Consider the following 13,440-nt stretch of genomic DNA (forward strand, 5'->3'; position numbering starts at 1 on the left):
CCAGCGCACCGGCCCGGCCGGTGCCGCGGACAACAAGGAAACGCCATGAAACTGTGTGGATTCGAGGTCGGGCTGGACCAGCCCCTGTTCCTGATCGCCGGCCCCTGCGTGATCGAGTCGATGCAGCTGCAGCTCGATACCGCCGGCAAGCTGAAGGAAGTCACCGACAAGCTCGGCGTCAACTTCATCTTCAAGTCCAGCTTCGACAAGGCCAACCGCACCTCGGGCACCGCATTCCGTGGCCCGGGCATGGAAGAGGGCCTGAAGGTCCTGGCCGAGGTCAAGAAGCAGATCGGCGTGCCGGTGCTGACCGACGTCCACGAATACACCCCGATGGACGAAGTGGCTTCGGTGGTGGACGTGCTGCAGACCCCGGCGTTCCTGGTCCGCCAGACCGACTTCATCCGCAAGGTGTGCTCGGCCGGCAAGCCGGTCAACATCAAGAAGGGCCAGTTCCTGGCGCCGTGGGACATGAAGCCGGTCGTGGAGAAGGCCAAGGCCACCGGCAACGAGCAGATCATGGTCTGCGAGCGCGGTGCCAGCTTCGGCTACAACAACCTGGTCAGCGACATGCGTTCGCTGGCGGTGATGCGCGATACCGGTTGCCCGGTGGTGTTCGATGCCACCCATTCGGTGCAGCTGCCGGGCGGGCAGGGCACCAGTTCCGGTGGCCAGCGTGAGCACGTGCCGGTGCTGGCCCGTGCCGCCGTGGCGGTAGGCATCTCCGGCCTGTTCGCCGAGACCCATCCGGACCCGTCCAAGGCCCTGTCCGATGGCCCCAATGCGTGGCCGCTGGACCAGATGGAAGCGCTGCTCGAGACCCTGATGGAGCTTGACGCGGTGACCAAGAAGCACGGCTTCTCGCGCTTCGCGTGAGTCGTGACCCGTGGGTGGCGCTGGAAGACCAGCGCCACCGCCGGCACTGGAAGCAGTGGCCGTGGGGCCTGATCGCACTGGGCCTGGCCGTGCTGTTCACCGTGGGCATGTTCGGCCTGGCACTGATCGGTGCGGCGTCGGTGCGTCCCCCGGGTGATGGCAGCAGCGCGCTCGATCTGCGGACGTACTTCATTGCGCTGCTGGTCGCGGAGCTGCTCGGTGCCGTGGGCTGCGTCGCTGCCGCTGTACTTGCGTGGCGGCTGAATCGCGGCAAGGTGGCGGCTGGCCTGGCGATCATCCTGCTTTCGCTGTGGCTTGGCGCCCTGTTCTACGGATTGCTTTGATGAATACGAGCACGTCAGCGCGCGGCTGGCCCTGGGGCCTGATCGCGCTGGGGCTGTCCGTGCTCGCCTGGACGTCCCTGCTGCTGGGTGTAATGGCCTTCGCGGCCAGCTTCGGCTCACCGGGTGACGGCAACCACGGCATGCGGGCCATGCAGTACTGGATTCTGGCTGCTCTGGTCATGCTGGGTCTGTCGTTCTTCGGCAGCCTGGTGGCGATCGTGCTGGCCTGGCGACGCAGGCGGGGAGCGGTCTGCGCCACCATTGCAGGCGCATTGCTGACGCTGCTGGTGTCGATGGTCCTGATCGTGATCGGGTCCAGCTGGGGCTGATGCCGCCCAGGCCATTTGGCAAGTGGCGGGCAGCCGGGGATAATCACGCGGCATTCGTTTTGTCGCCCCCTCTCCATACAGGTAACCGGCCCGACCATGAGTACGATCCGCAGCATCCACGCCCGTGAAATCCTCGACAGCCGTGGCAACCCCACGCTGGAAGCCGAAGTCATCCTGGAGGACGGTTCGTTCGGTCGTGCCGCGGTTCCCTCCGGCGCCTCGACCGGCACCAAGGAAGCGGTCGAGCTGCGTGACGGCGACAAGACCCGTTACCTGGGCAAGGGCGTGCGCAAGGCCGTCGACAACGTCAACACCACCATCGCCAATGCGCTGAAGGGCTTCGAAGCCACCGACCAGGCTGGCCTCGACCGTCGCCTGATCGACCTTGACGGCACCGAGAACAAGGGCCGCCTGGGCGCCAACGCGCTGCTGGGTGTTTCGATGGCCGCCGCGCATGCCGCCGCTGCATCGAACAAGCAGGCGCTGTGGCAGTACCTGGCTGCCAAGACCGGCGTGACCCCGTCGCTGCCGGTGCCGATGATGAACATCATCAACGGCGGCGCGCATGCCGACAACAACGTCGACTTCCAGGAGTTCATGGTGCTGCCGGTCGGCTTCACCTCGTTCTCCGAAGCGCTGCGTGCCGGCACCGAAATCTTCCATTCGCTGAAGTCGGTGCTGAAGGGCCACGGCCTGAGCACGGCGGTGGGCGACGAAGGTGGCTTCGCGCCGGACTTCCGCAGCAACGTCGAAGCACTCGACACCATCCTCGAAGCGATCGGCAAGGCCGGCTACACCGCCGGTGAAGACGTGCTTCTGGGCCTGGACGTGGCCTCCAGCGAATTCTTCGAGAACGGCAAGTACAACCTGGTCGGCGAGAACAAGCGCCTGACCTCCGAGCAGTTCGTCGACTTCCTCGCCGACTGGGCCGCGCAGTACCCGATCATCACGATTGAAGATGGCCTGGCCGAGAACGACTGGGCTGGCTGGAAGCTGCTGACCGACCGCATCGGCAAGAAGGTGCAGCTGGTCGGCGACGACCTGTTCGTGACCAACCCGAAGATCTTCCAGGAAGGCATCGACTCGGGCACCGCCAACGCGATCCTGATCAAGGTCAACCAGATCGGCACCCTCAGCGAAACCCTGGAAGCGATCGCCATGGCCGACCGTGCCGGCTACGCCGCCGTGGTCTCGCACCGTTCGGGCGAAACCGAAGACACCACCATCGCCGACATCGCGGTGGCCACCACCGCCACCCAGATCAAGACCGGCTCGCTGTGCCGCAGCGATCGCGTGGCCAAGTACAACCAGCTGCTGCGTATCGAGGAAGCCCTCGGTGCCGGCGCGCGTTACGCCGGTCGTGACGCGTTCGTTTCGCTGAAGCGCTGAGCCGATGCGCGACTGGCGCTGGATGCTGCTGGTGCTGGCCCTGTTGCTGGGCTGGCTGCAGTACCGCTTCTGGTTCGGTCCGGGCAACTCGGGCGAAGTGATGATGCTCGAAGCCCAGGTCGCCAACCAGGAGCGGGACAATGAGGGTCTGCAGCAGCGCAACGACGCGCTGGCTGCCGAAGTGAAGGACCTCAAGGAAGGCCAGTCCGCCATCGAGGAGCGCGCGCGCAGCGAGCTGGGCATGATCAAGCCCGGCGAGAAGTTCTACCGCGTGGTCGAGGATGCGCCGGTCCGCCCGGCGCAGCCCGCAGCAGGCGTCAATGTCCAGGCCGGCGAACACCCGGCGGACGTGCCATGAGCGCGGCGATCTGGGTGGTGGTTCCAGCCGCGGGCCGTGGCGCCCGCTTCGGCGCGCCGCTGCCCAAGCAGTACCTGCAGGCGGGCGGGCAGATCCTGCTCGCCCACACCCTGGACGCATTGCTGGCGCATCCGGCCGTGGCCGGGGCGATGGTAGTGATCGGCCAGGACGATGCCGACTGGCCGGGCTGGAGTGAATGGGCCGGCAAGCCGGTACTGACCTGCGTCGGCGGCGCGACCCGTGCCGCTTCGGTGCTGGCTGGGCTGCAGGCGCTGCCGGACTCGGTGCGCGCCGATGAGTTCGTGCTGGTCCACGATGCCGCGCGGCCCAACCTGTCGCTGGCCGATCTCGGCCGCCTGCTTGAAGTCGGTCGTGCCGATCCGGTCGGGGCGATCCTGGCCGCACCGGTGCGCGACACCCTCAAGCGTGCCGGCGACGACGGTGGCATCGACGGCACCGAGCCGCGCGAGCGCCTGTGGCGTGCACTGACACCGCAGCTGTTCCGCCGCCACCAGCTCAGCCGCGCGCTGTCCGAAGCCGCCGCCGCCGGTATTGAAGTCACCGATGAGGCCATGGCCATGGAGCGCCAGGGCCAGCGCCCGCTGCTGGTCGAGGGCAGCGAGGACAACTTCAAGGTCACCACCCCGGCCGATCTGGACCGGTTCGAATTCGTACTTTCCCGCCGCGCCGGCTGATTAGCCGCGCGGCCCTGTAGCAAGGGTTGCATCCATGAGCACCGCACCGTTCCCGCCCGTCCGCATCGGCCAGGGCTACGACGTCCATGCCTTCGGTGAAGGCGACCACATCATGCTTGGTGGAGTGAACGTGCCGCACAGCTGCGGCGTGCTCGCACACAGCGACGGCGACGTGATCCTGCATGCCCTGTGTGATGCCATGCTCGGCGCGCTGGCGCTGGGTGACATCGGCCAGCATTTCCCGCCCAGTGACGACCGCTGGAAGGGCGCCGACAGCAGCGATTTCGTGCGCCACTGCGACAGCCTGCTGCGTGAGCGCGGCTGGCGTGTCGGCAACACCGACATCACCGTGATCTGCGAGCGACCGAAGGTCGGTCCGCATGCGCTGGCCATGCGTGAGCGCATCGGCGGGCTGCTGCAGCTGCCGCTGGACGCGGTCAGCGTCAAGGCCACCACCTCGGAGAAGCTGGGTTTCACCGGCCGTGGTGAAGGCATCGCCGCACAGGCCGTTGTGCTGCTGGTGGCGGCATGATTCCGCTGCCGTTGGCGTTTGGTGCGCCGTTGTTGACGGCGCGTATCCGCACCACGCCGGACGATTTCCAGGTGGATGAACTGCCGGCGTTCGAGGCCACCGGAGAAGGCGAGCACCTGCTGCTGCACATCCGCAAGCGTGGCGCCAACACCGTGCATGTGGCCAAGCTGCTGGCCACGTGGGCGGGCCTGCCGGAAATGGCGGTGAGCTACGCCGGCATGAAGGATCGCCACGCGGTCACCACCCAGCGTTTCAGCGTGCACCTGCCAAAGCGCATCGCGCCGGACCTGGCCGGGTTGGTCAGTGACGAGATCGAGGTGCTCGAAGCGACCTGGCACAACCGCAAGCTGCAGCGCGGTGCACTGGCCGGCAACCGCTTCAAGCTGGTACTGCGCGAGGTGCAGGGGGATGCCGCCGCGATCAGCGAGCGCCTGCAGCAGATTGCCGCGCGCGGCCTGCCGAACTGGTTTGGTGAACAGCGTTTCGGCCGCGACGGTGGCAACGTACCGGCCGCACTGGCGATGTTCGGTGGCCGCCGCATGCGCAAGGACCAGCGTTCGCTGCTGCTCTCCGCAGCCCGTTCGGCGCTGTTCAACCGCGTGCTGGCCGCGCGCGTGGAGCAGGGCAACTGGGACCAGCCGCTCGATGGCGAAGTCTGGATGCTCGATGGCAGTCGCAGCGTGTTCGGCCCCGAGCCGTACACCGATGTGCTGGCCGAGCGGCTGGCGCGTTTCGACATCCATCCCAGTGCACCGCTGTGGGGCGAAGGCGAGCTGCGCAGCACCGACGCAGCACGCGAGCTGGAACTGGCCGCGCTGGACGACGACGAGTCGAAGGCACTGCGGGCCGGCCTGGAAGACGCGCGCCTGAAGCAGGAGCGCCGCGCGTTGCGCCTGCGCCCGGCGCTGCTGCAGCACCAGTGGCTGGCCGACGACGTGCTGGAACTGTCGTTCGCGCTGCCGCCAGGCTGCTACGCCACCGCCGTGCTGCACGAGCTCGGCCCGGTCGAAGACGCCTCGCAGGCCTGAGCAGAAAAGGGGACGGAGGCGAAGAGCATCCACGCATGGCGTGGACCTACTTTCCTCCGCTCGCCACAGTAGATCCACGCCATGCGTGGATGGTTTACCTCAACGCCGTGCCAGCAGCACCAGTACCGCGCCGGTGCCACCTTGTCCGGTCGGTGCCGAATGGAATGCCAGCACGTCGTTGCGCAGCCGCAGCAGGCGATCGACCAGGTTCTTCAGCACCGGCGCACCGCCATCGGACTGCAGACCCTTGCCGTGGATGATGCGCACGCAGCCGTACTCGTGTGCATGCGCTTCCAGCAGGAACTGGCGCAGCAGGGCTTCGGCCTGCGCGGCGGTGGCGCCGTGCAGATCCAGTTCGTCCTGCACCGAGTACTGGCCGCGCTTGAGACGCTGGAACAGGCGTGGTGGCAGGTTGTCGCGGCGATAGCTGGCCACGTCGCCGGCTTCCAGTGGCGTACTGTCGCGCAGCAGCCGGGCGAACTCGCCGGCCGCTTCGGCCTCGTCACGTTCGGCCATGCGTGCACGCGGTTTCGGCCGGGGCGCGGCAGGTGCCGGCTCGGCATCCTTGCGCAGCGGCGTCACTTCGCCGATGGCCGCACGGAACAATGCGGCCGGATCTTCGTCTTCAGGGTGCGACATGCGCACAGGGTAAACCGCCGGCGCAGGTCTGCCTATGACGGTTCGATGTCGGCCGTGACCGCCGACAGGGTAGGACCGGCGGCTCGCATGCGGCACAATAGACGATGCCCTTGCAGGGTCGACCGCTTCCGCAGGGGAGCGCGACGGTCCCGCCCACACTGCACGGTGATGGAATCGAATTCTTGGAAAATCAAGCGGTTAAATCGAAGATGCGAATCCTGGTCAGCAATGACGATGGTGTCGACGCCGCAGGCATCCGGATGCTTGCCTCGGTCCTGCGCGAGGCCGGTCACGAAGTCACGGTGGTTGCGCCCGACCGCGATCGCTCCGGCGCCAGCAACTCGCTGACCCTGGACCTGCCGATCCGGCTCAAGCGCATCGACCATTACACCGTCTCGGTGGCCGGCACACCCACCGACTGCGTGCACCTGGCGCTGACCGGCCTGCTTGAATTCGAGCCTGACATTGTCGTGTCCGGCATCAACAACGCCGCCAATCTCGGCGACGACGTGATCTATTCCGGCACCGTCTCGGCGGCGATGGAAGGTCGCTTCCTCGGCCTGCCGGCCGTGGCGGTCTCGCTGGTCAGCCGCAACCACGATCCGAAGCACTTCGAGACCGCCGCGCGTGCCGCGGTGGAGATCGTCGCCCGGCTGAAGGCCGATCCGCTGCCGGCCGACACCATCCTCAACGTCAACGTGCCGGACCTGCCGTGGAGCGAGGTCAAGGGCTTCGAGGTCACCCGCCTCGGCAACCGCCATCGTGCCGAAGGCTGCATCGCGCAGAAGGATCCGCGCGGCAACGAGGTGTACTGGATCGGCCCGGCCGGCCGTGAGCAGGACTCCGGTCCCGGTACCGATTTCCACGCGGTGCGCACCGGCCACATCTCGATCACCCCGATCCAGGTCGACCTCACCCGCTACCAGGCGCTGGAGAAGGTCGCCAGCTGGGTGGGCGGCCTCAGTGCCGCGCTGGATCAGCCGGCATGAGTCCACGCCTGCGATTGCAGCCGGAAGCCGTCGGTATCGGCATGACCTCGCAACGCGTGCGTGATCGTCTGGTCGACCGCCTGCGTGAAGTCGGCATTGTCGACGAATCCACCTTGAACGCGATCCGGGTGGTGCCGCGCCATCTGTTCATCGATGAAGCGCTGGCCTCGCGTGCCTATGAGGACACCGCGCTGCCGATCGGCCATGGCCAGACCATCTCGCAGCCCTGGGTGGTCGCGCGGATGACCGAGGCGGTCCTCCAGGTCGCGCCGAAGCGCGTGCTGGAAGTCGGCACCGGGTCCGGCTACCAGGCCGCCATCCTCGGCGCACTGGGCCTGGAGGTCTACACCGTGGAGCGCATCGGCGACCTGCTGCGGCAGGCACGCAAGCGCTTCCGCGCACTGGGCATGAACATCCGCACCAAGCATGACGACGGCCGCGCCGGCTGGGCCGAGCACGGCCCGTTCGATGCCATCGTGGTCACCGCCGCGGCGCCGGCACTGGTCGATGAACTGGTTGGGCAGCTGGCCGAAGGCGGGCGCCTGGTGGCGCCGGTCGGTGGCCCGGGCGGGCAGTCGCTGGTGCAGCTGGACCGCAAGCCCGATGGCAGCATCGAACAACGCGTGCTGGCGCCGGTCACGTTCGTGCCGCTGCTGTCTGGCATGCTCGACTAATCCACGGAGCAGGGTTGCATGAAGATTTTCGGGCCGCTGTACGAGCGGGCGATGAAGTGGGCCGCGCACGAACGCGCGCCGACCTACCTGACGGTGTTGAGCTTCTTCGAGGCGATCATCTTCCCGGTGATGCCGGAGGTGATGCTGGCACCGATGTGCGTGGCCCAGCCCAAGCGAGGCTGGTGGTTTGCCACCCTCAGCCTGGCCGGCTCGATGGTCGGTGCGCTGGTCGGCTACGCGCTGGGTCACTACGCCTTCGAGGCGATCAAGCCGCTGTTCGAAGCGCTGGGCATGCTGCCGGCGATCGAGCAGGGCATCACCACCGTGCAGGCGAAGATGGTCGAGTCGCCGTGGGCGGTGTTCACCTTCCTGGTGCTGGGCGGCTTCATGCCCATCCCGATGAAGGTCTTCACGTGGGCATCGGGTATCGTCGGCGTACCGATGCCGCAGTACCTGTTGAGCATGCTGATCGGTCGTGGCAAGCGCGTGTTCGTGCTGGCCGCGGTCATCCGTATCGGTGGTGCGCGTGCCGAAGCGGCATTGCGTCGCTGGATTGAACCGCTGGGCTGGATCGCCACCGCGCTGGTGGTGGTGCTGATCGTCTGGCTTGTATGGAGGTCGAAGTTCGCATGAGTCCTGATCGTCTGAGCAAGGGAGTGCGCATCGGCGCGCTGGCGTTGCTGGTTTCCACCCTGGCCGCCTGCGGCACCGCCACCGTGGTCCGCCCCGGCGGCGGCAGTGCCGGTGGTGGCGTCACCACGCCGAAGACTTCGGTGCCCAAGCCCGGGCAGACCGTGGTGGTGCGCAAGGGTGACACCATCTACGCGCTGGCCCGCATCCATGACATCACGCCGGCCGACCTGATCGCCTGGAACAGCCTGGACAACCCTTCGACCATCCATCCGGGCCAGGTGATCCGGCTGTACCCGGCCGGTGCCAGCGGCGGCCGCGCACCGACCACGGTTGTCACCCCGCCGCGCTCGGGTGGCAGCAGCGCCGGCAGCACCGCGCCAGCCCCGGCGCCGGTTGGTCCGGTGAAGAGCAACATCGCCTGGCGCTGGCCGGCCGATGGCGCGATCGTCGGCCGCTACGTTGCAGGTGACGCGACCAAGCAGGGCGTGGACATCGCCGGTACCAGCGGCCAGGCTGTCAAGGCCACTGCCAACGGCGTGGTGGTGTACTCCGGTGCCGGCCTGGTCGGCTACGGCGAGCTGATCATCATCAAGCACAGCGACCAGTGGCTGTCGGCCTATGGCCACAACCGCAAGCGCCTTGTGAATGAAGGGCAGAGCGTGAAGGCCGGCGAGCAGATCGCCGAGATGGGCCGCACCGGTGCGAACCGCGACATGGTCCACTTCGAGATTCGCTACAACGGCAAGCCGGTGGACCCGCAGCAGTACCTGCCGGCGCGTTGACGCCGTTGGATCAGGCGGCGCCGGGCCTTGCCCGGCGTTGTTGACCTGTAGCGTCGAGCCATGCTCGACCCGGGTACCGCAGAGATGCGGCCATTTGCGATCTTATGTGTCGCTGGCCCACCTTCACGGCGTAGGGAATACCCGGCATTCTTGAGCCGACCCATCCGTCCCGGTGCCCCATGTTCCGCGTTGCTTTCGCTCTCGCGTTGCTCATCGTCGCGCCGCTGGCCATCGCAGCCAGCGATCCGCGTGGCGTGGTCACCCGTCTCTACGACGCAGTGCAGGCGCCGGCGTCGAACGAATCGACCATTCCGTCGCTGCTGGGCGATGCCCTGCGCTCAGCCGTCGACGCGCAGCGCACTTACGAGCGGGCCTGCGCTGCGCTTGCTGCGCACGACGAGAAGCCGCACATGCTCGACCAGAGCCCCTATCTGCTGGCGCCGGACCGGCCGGAGACGATAACGATGGGAACGCCCGGATCGAGCGGTGACGCCACCTGGATCCGCGTCGACATGGCGGTGGGCGACTATCGCTGGACCGACCGGGTCCTGCTGCAGCGGCAGGGCCCGGACTGGAAGGTCATGGATATCCGCTGGGGGCAGGGCGGCAGCCTGATCGGTCGATTGCAGCAGTTTTCGGCCTTCCGCTGCACACCTTCGGGCGGCTAGCGCCGGGACGCGCCCGGCAACCCGAACTCAGCCTTCCAGGATGAAGGCGGCCGCGACCTTGCGGCCTTCGCCGGCCAGGATGTTGAAGGTGCGCGCGGCGGCCGGGTTGTTCATCACTTCCAGGCCGATGCCGCGCGACAGGCAGGCGGCCATCACCACAGCCGGCGGAAACACCTGGCGGTCACCGGTGCCGAGCACGATCAGCGCCGGATTCAGCGCCAGGATCGGTTCCAGGTCCGACAACTGCAGCGCGGCGGCAGCCGCCACTGGCCAGTCCGTGACCAGCTGGTCCGGGGTCAGGAAAAAGCTGCTGCCCAGCACCTGGTCGTTGACCTTGGCCGAGCGGCCATCGGCGGCGCGCAGGCTGTAGGCGTAGTCAGGCGGTTCGTGGTTCAGCTGCATGGCGTCAGGGCGATCAGCCGCGCGGCAGCACGATCTGGCGCTGTTCCTTGCTCGGGCGGTACAGCACGGCGACGTGGCCGATGCGCTGCACCAGCGCGCTCTCGGTGGCTTCGACAATCTCGCCGATCATCACGTCACGGGCGTCGCGATCCTCGGCAGCGACCTTCACCTTGACCAGTTCGTGGCGCTCCAGCACTTCGTTCAGCTCAGCGATGAAGGCCGGGGTCACGCCCTTGCCGCCGGTCTGCAGCAGGGCCTTCAGGTCGTGGGCTTGGCCGCGCAGGAAACGGGTCTGGGAGGCGGTCAGGGCGATGGACATGCAGGAAAACACGGTTGAATGGGGCGATCAGGGTATCATGAGGACCCCATCAGCCCCTATTTTCAATGGCTACCCGCAGCAAAAGCAGCCAGCGCTGGCTCAAGGAACACTTCTCCGACCCCTTCGTGAAGAAGGCGCAGGCCGAAGGCATGCGCTCGCGCGCCGCCTACAAGCTCGAGGAGCTGCTCGAACGTGACCGGTTGCTGAAGCCGCACATGGTGGTGGTCGACCTCGGCGCGGCGCCGGGTGGCTGGTCTCAGCAGGTTCGGAGACAGATTGGCGACACCGGGCGCGTGCTGGCCCTGGACATCCTGGACATGCCGCCGCTGGCCGGCGTGGAGTTCCTTCATGGTGACTTCAGGGAAGAAGCCGTCCTATCGCAGTTTGAAGCCATGCTCGGGGATCAGCCGGTAGACCTTGTGCTGTCGGACATGGCCCCCAATAAGAGTGGTGTGGGCGCGGTCGACCAGCCGCGGATGATGCACCTGGCGGAGCTGGCCCTGGATTTTGCCGACAACCACCTGAAGACCGGTGGGGCATTCCTGATCAAGCTGTTCCAGGGCGAGGGCTTTGACGACTACGTGCGCGACATGCGCCGCCGGTACGACAAGGTCTCCATCCGCAAGCCGGAAGCCTCGCGCAAGCGCTCTCCCGAGGTGTATGCCTTGGGTCAGGGAAAACGCGCCCACATGAAGTAAGCTCGCAATGTACGCAAGTTCGACCCCAACGCAACGCCAGCACTGAGAGGAACACCGGAGCCAATGAGGATGAACGACTTGACCAAGAACCTCCTGCTATGGGTGGTCGTCGCCGTCGTGCTGATGGTGGTCTTCCAGAGCTTCTCGCCCAAGACCTCCGGGGCTGGGGCGCAGGGTGCGTCGTACTCGCAGTTCCTGGACCAGGTGGACAGCGGCAACGTGCAGAAGGTCGCCTTCGGCGGCGACATGCGCGGCGGCACCAGCCAGCTGACCTACACCACCCGGGGTGGGCAGTCGTCCACCATCACCGCACCGTTCGATCGTGATCTGATCAACGTGCTGCGCACCAAGAACGTGGAGATCGTGCAGGAGGAGCCGTCCAGCGGCATCTCCCTGGGCGCGATCCTGATGAATTTCCTGCCGGTCATCCTGATCATCGGCTTCTGGTTGTTCATCATGCGCCAGATGCAGGGCGGTGGCGGCGGTGCCAAGGGCGCGATGTCCTTCGGCAAGTCGCGCGCGAAGCTGCAGGGCGAAGACCAGATCAAGGTCACCTTTGCCGACGTCGCCGGTTGTGACGAGGCCAAGGAAGAAGTGGGCGAGCTGGTCGACTTCCTGCGCGATCCTTCCAAGTTCACCAAGCTGGGCGGCAAGATTCCGCGCGGCGTCCTGATGGTGGGCCCGCCGGGTACCGGCAAGACGCTGCTGGCCAAGGCCATTGCCGGCGAAGCCAAGGTGCCGTTCTTCTCGATCTCCGGTTCGGACTTCGTGGAAATGTTCGTCGGCGTCGGCGCCAGCCGCGTGCGCGACATGTTCGAGCAGGCCAAGAAGCACGCCCCCTGCATCATCTTCATCGACGAAATCGACGCCGTCGGTCGCCACCGTGGTGCCGGCCTGGGCGGCGGTCATGACGAGCGCGAGCAGACCCTGAACCAGCTGCTGGTCGAGATGGACGGTTTTGAAGGTGGCGAGGGCGTGATCGTGATCGCCGCGACCAACCGTCCGGACGTGCTGGATCCGGCGCTGCTGCGTCCGGGCCGTTTCGACCGCCAGGTCGTGGTCGGCCTACCGGACGTGAAGGGCCGCGAGCACATCCTGAAGGTGCACATGCGCAAGCTGCCGCTGGCCGATGACGTCGAGCCGATGGTGATCGCGCGCGGTACCCCGGGCTTCTCCGGTGCAGATCTGGCCAACCTCTGCAACGAGGCCGCCCTGTTCGCCGCGCGTGGCAACGAGAAGGAAGTCCGCATGGACCACTTCGACCGTGCCCGCGACAAGATCCTGATGGGTGCCGAGCGCCGCTCGATGGCCATGAGCGAGGAGGAGAAGACCCTCACCGCCTATCACGAGGCCGGTCACGCTATCGTCGGTCGTCTGGTGCCCGAGCATGATCCGGTCTACAAGGTCACCATCATTCCGCGCGGCCGTGCGCTGGGTGTGACCATGTACCTGCCGGAAGGCGACAAGTACTCGATGAACCGCGTGGCGATCAAGTCGCAGCTGTGCTCGCTGTACGGTGGTCGCGTGGCCGAGGAGCTGATCTTCGGTGCCGACAAGGTCACCACCGGCGCCTCCAACGACATCGAGCGCGCCACCAAGATGGCCCGCAACATGGTCACCAAGTGGGGCTTGTCCGACCAGCTCGGCCCGATCGCCTATGGCGAAGAGGACGACGAGGTGTTCCTGGGCCGTTCGGTCACCCAGCACAAGAGCGTGTCCAACGACACCGCGCGCCGCATCGACGAGGAAGTGCGCAACATCCTCGACGAAGCCTACGCACGCACCACCGAGCTGATGACGGCCAACCTGGACAAGCTGCACGCGATGTCCCAGCTGCTGCTGCAGTACGAGACCATCGACGCGCCGCAGATCGACGCCATCATGGAAGGCCGCGATCCGCCGCCGCCGGCCGGCTGGAACAAGTCGAACAAGGATGGTGGCAACGACAAGGGCGGCGATGCCCGTCCGCTGCCGCCGATCGCAGGCCCGGCCGAGTCGCACTGACGGCCCGCTGCACGTGACACCAGACGAGGCCGGGGCGACCCGGCTTCGTCGTTTCTGGGCCGCTGGCCCATCCCGAAGTAC

Annotated in this window: 18 protein-coding genes; 15 read left to right on the plus strand and 3 right to left on the minus strand. The window is 66.9% G+C overall.

Translation table 11 applies throughout. From position 1 onward, the window contains the following. Nucleotides 1-45: 45 nt before the first annotated feature. The 8 genes from kdsA to truD all read left to right on the plus strand — a co-directional run bounded on the left by kdsA (nt 46) and on the right by truD (nt 5,551). Nucleotides 46-876, plus strand: a complete 831-nt coding sequence (kdsA, locus tag ACXI0D_RS00965) for a 3-deoxy-8-phosphooctulonate synthase (protein ID WP_014036736.1) — start codon at nt 46-48, stop codon at nt 874-876. Then, on the plus strand, nt 873-1,220 hold the full coding sequence (locus tag ACXI0D_RS00970; protein WP_049445683.1) for a hypothetical protein: 348 nt from the start codon (nt 873-875) through the stop codon (nt 1,218-1,220). Before kdsA ends, ACXI0D_RS00970 begins: the two co-directional genes overlap by 4 nt. Then, nucleotides 1,220-1,549, plus strand: coding sequence for a hypothetical protein (locus ACXI0D_RS00975; protein WP_049445681.1), 330 nt, complete (start codon nt 1,220-1,222; stop codon nt 1,547-1,549). Before ACXI0D_RS00970 ends, ACXI0D_RS00975 begins: the two co-directional genes overlap by 1 nt. Nucleotides 1,550-1,645: 96 nt before the next feature. Continuing rightward, nucleotides 1,646-2,938 carry a phosphopyruvate hydratase gene (gene eno, locus ACXI0D_RS00980; RefSeq protein WP_014036739.1) on the plus strand — a complete coding sequence of 431 codons (1,293 nt, stop codon included), beginning with the start codon at nt 1,646-1,648 and terminating at the stop codon, nt 2,936-2,938. 4 nt (nt 2,939-2,942) lie between these two features. Then, the gene (gene ftsB, locus ACXI0D_RS00985; RefSeq protein ID WP_153855162.1) at nt 2,943-3,296 is read left to right on the plus strand and encodes a cell division protein FtsB; all 354 of its coding nucleotides are present in this window, start codon (nt 2,943-2,945) and stop codon (nt 3,294-3,296) included. Beyond that, nucleotides 3,293-3,991 carry a 2-C-methyl-D-erythritol 4-phosphate cytidylyltransferase gene (gene ispD, locus ACXI0D_RS00990; RefSeq protein ID WP_049445677.1) on the plus strand — a complete coding sequence of 233 codons (699 nt, stop codon included), beginning with the start codon at nt 3,293-3,295 and terminating at the stop codon, nt 3,989-3,991. The genes ftsB and ispD overlap by 4 nt, the downstream gene beginning before the upstream one ends. Nucleotides 3,992-4,025: 34 nt before the next feature. Continuing rightward, nucleotides 4,026-4,523: a 2-C-methyl-D-erythritol 2,4-cyclodiphosphate synthase gene (gene ispF / locus ACXI0D_RS00995; RefSeq protein ID WP_005409005.1), complete on the plus strand. Its 498-nt coding sequence runs from the start codon at nt 4,026-4,028 to the stop codon at nt 4,521-4,523. Beyond that, a complete protein-coding gene (truD, locus tag ACXI0D_RS01000) occupies nt 4,520-5,551 on the plus strand; it encodes a tRNA pseudouridine(13) synthase TruD (protein ID WP_479642139.1) in 1,032 nt (343 codons plus the stop codon). Before ispF ends, truD begins: the two co-directional genes overlap by 4 nt. A gap of 99 nt (nt 5,552-5,650) precedes the next feature. On the opposite strand, the gene ACXI0D_RS01005 is transcribed toward truD, so the two are convergent. Continuing rightward, the gene (locus ACXI0D_RS01005; protein ID WP_014036743.1) at nt 5,651-6,190 is read right to left on the minus strand and encodes a Smr/MutS family protein; all 540 of its coding nucleotides are present in this window, start codon (nt 6,188-6,190) and stop codon (nt 5,651-5,653) included. A gap of 209 nt (nt 6,191-6,399) precedes the next feature. On the opposite strand from ACXI0D_RS01005, the gene surE reads away from it, so the two are divergent. The 5 genes from surE to ACXI0D_RS01030 all read left to right on the plus strand — a co-directional run bounded on the left by surE (nt 6,400) and on the right by ACXI0D_RS01030 (nt 9,936). Then, nucleotides 6,400-7,179 (plus strand): 5'/3'-nucleotidase SurE, encoded by a 780-nt coding sequence (surE, locus tag ACXI0D_RS01010; protein WP_049462715.1) that lies wholly within the window; start codon nt 6,400-6,402, stop codon nt 7,177-7,179. Beyond that, a complete protein-coding gene (locus ACXI0D_RS01015; protein WP_075674795.1) occupies nt 7,176-7,853 on the plus strand; it encodes a protein-L-isoaspartate(D-aspartate) O-methyltransferase in 678 nt (225 codons plus the stop codon). The genes surE and ACXI0D_RS01015 overlap by 4 nt, the downstream gene beginning before the upstream one ends. Nucleotides 7,854-7,871: 18 nt before the next feature. Beyond that, nucleotides 7,872-8,486 (plus strand): YqaA family protein, encoded by a 615-nt coding sequence (locus ACXI0D_RS01020; protein WP_119007644.1) that lies wholly within the window; start codon nt 7,872-7,874, stop codon nt 8,484-8,486. Next, nucleotides 8,483-9,268 carry a peptidoglycan DD-metalloendopeptidase family protein gene (locus tag ACXI0D_RS01025; protein ID WP_014036747.1) on the plus strand — a complete coding sequence of 262 codons (786 nt, stop codon included), beginning with the start codon at nt 8,483-8,485 and terminating at the stop codon, nt 9,266-9,268. The genes ACXI0D_RS01020 and ACXI0D_RS01025 overlap by 4 nt, the downstream gene beginning before the upstream one ends. A gap of 179 nt (nt 9,269-9,447) precedes the next feature. After that, nucleotides 9,448-9,936 (plus strand): hypothetical protein, encoded by a 489-nt coding sequence (locus ACXI0D_RS01030; protein WP_119007645.1) that lies wholly within the window; start codon nt 9,448-9,450, stop codon nt 9,934-9,936. A gap of 27 nt (nt 9,937-9,963) precedes the next feature. Here ACXI0D_RS01030 and ACXI0D_RS01035 read toward each other — a convergent pair whose 3' ends face one another. Both ACXI0D_RS01035 and yhbY read right to left on the minus strand, forming a co-directional pair. Then, nucleotides 9,964-10,338, minus strand: coding sequence for an Mth938-like domain-containing protein (locus tag ACXI0D_RS01035; RefSeq protein WP_119007646.1), 375 nt, complete (start codon nt 10,336-10,338; stop codon nt 9,964-9,966). A 13-nt stretch (nt 10,339-10,351) separates the two neighbouring features. Beyond that, nucleotides 10,352-10,657, minus strand: a complete 306-nt coding sequence (yhbY, locus tag ACXI0D_RS01040; RefSeq protein WP_004152868.1) for a ribosome assembly RNA-binding protein YhbY — start codon at nt 10,655-10,657, stop codon at nt 10,352-10,354. Between the two features lie 65 nt (nt 10,658-10,722). On the opposite strand from yhbY, the gene rlmE reads away from it, so the two are divergent. Together rlmE and ftsH are read left to right on the plus strand one after the other, a co-directional pair. Further along, a complete protein-coding gene (gene rlmE / locus ACXI0D_RS01045; protein WP_005409014.1) occupies nt 10,723-11,355 on the plus strand; it encodes a 23S rRNA (uridine(2552)-2'-O)-methyltransferase RlmE in 633 nt (210 codons plus the stop codon). Nucleotides 11,356-11,424: 69 nt separating this feature from the next. Further along, nucleotides 11,425-13,359, plus strand: a complete 1,935-nt coding sequence (gene ftsH, locus ACXI0D_RS01050; protein ID WP_014036751.1) for an ATP-dependent zinc metalloprotease FtsH — start codon at nt 11,425-11,427, stop codon at nt 13,357-13,359. The last annotated feature ends 81 nt before the right edge of the window (nt 13,360-13,440 follow it).

Source organism: Stenotrophomonas sp. C9D9 (genome assembly GCF_056491205.1).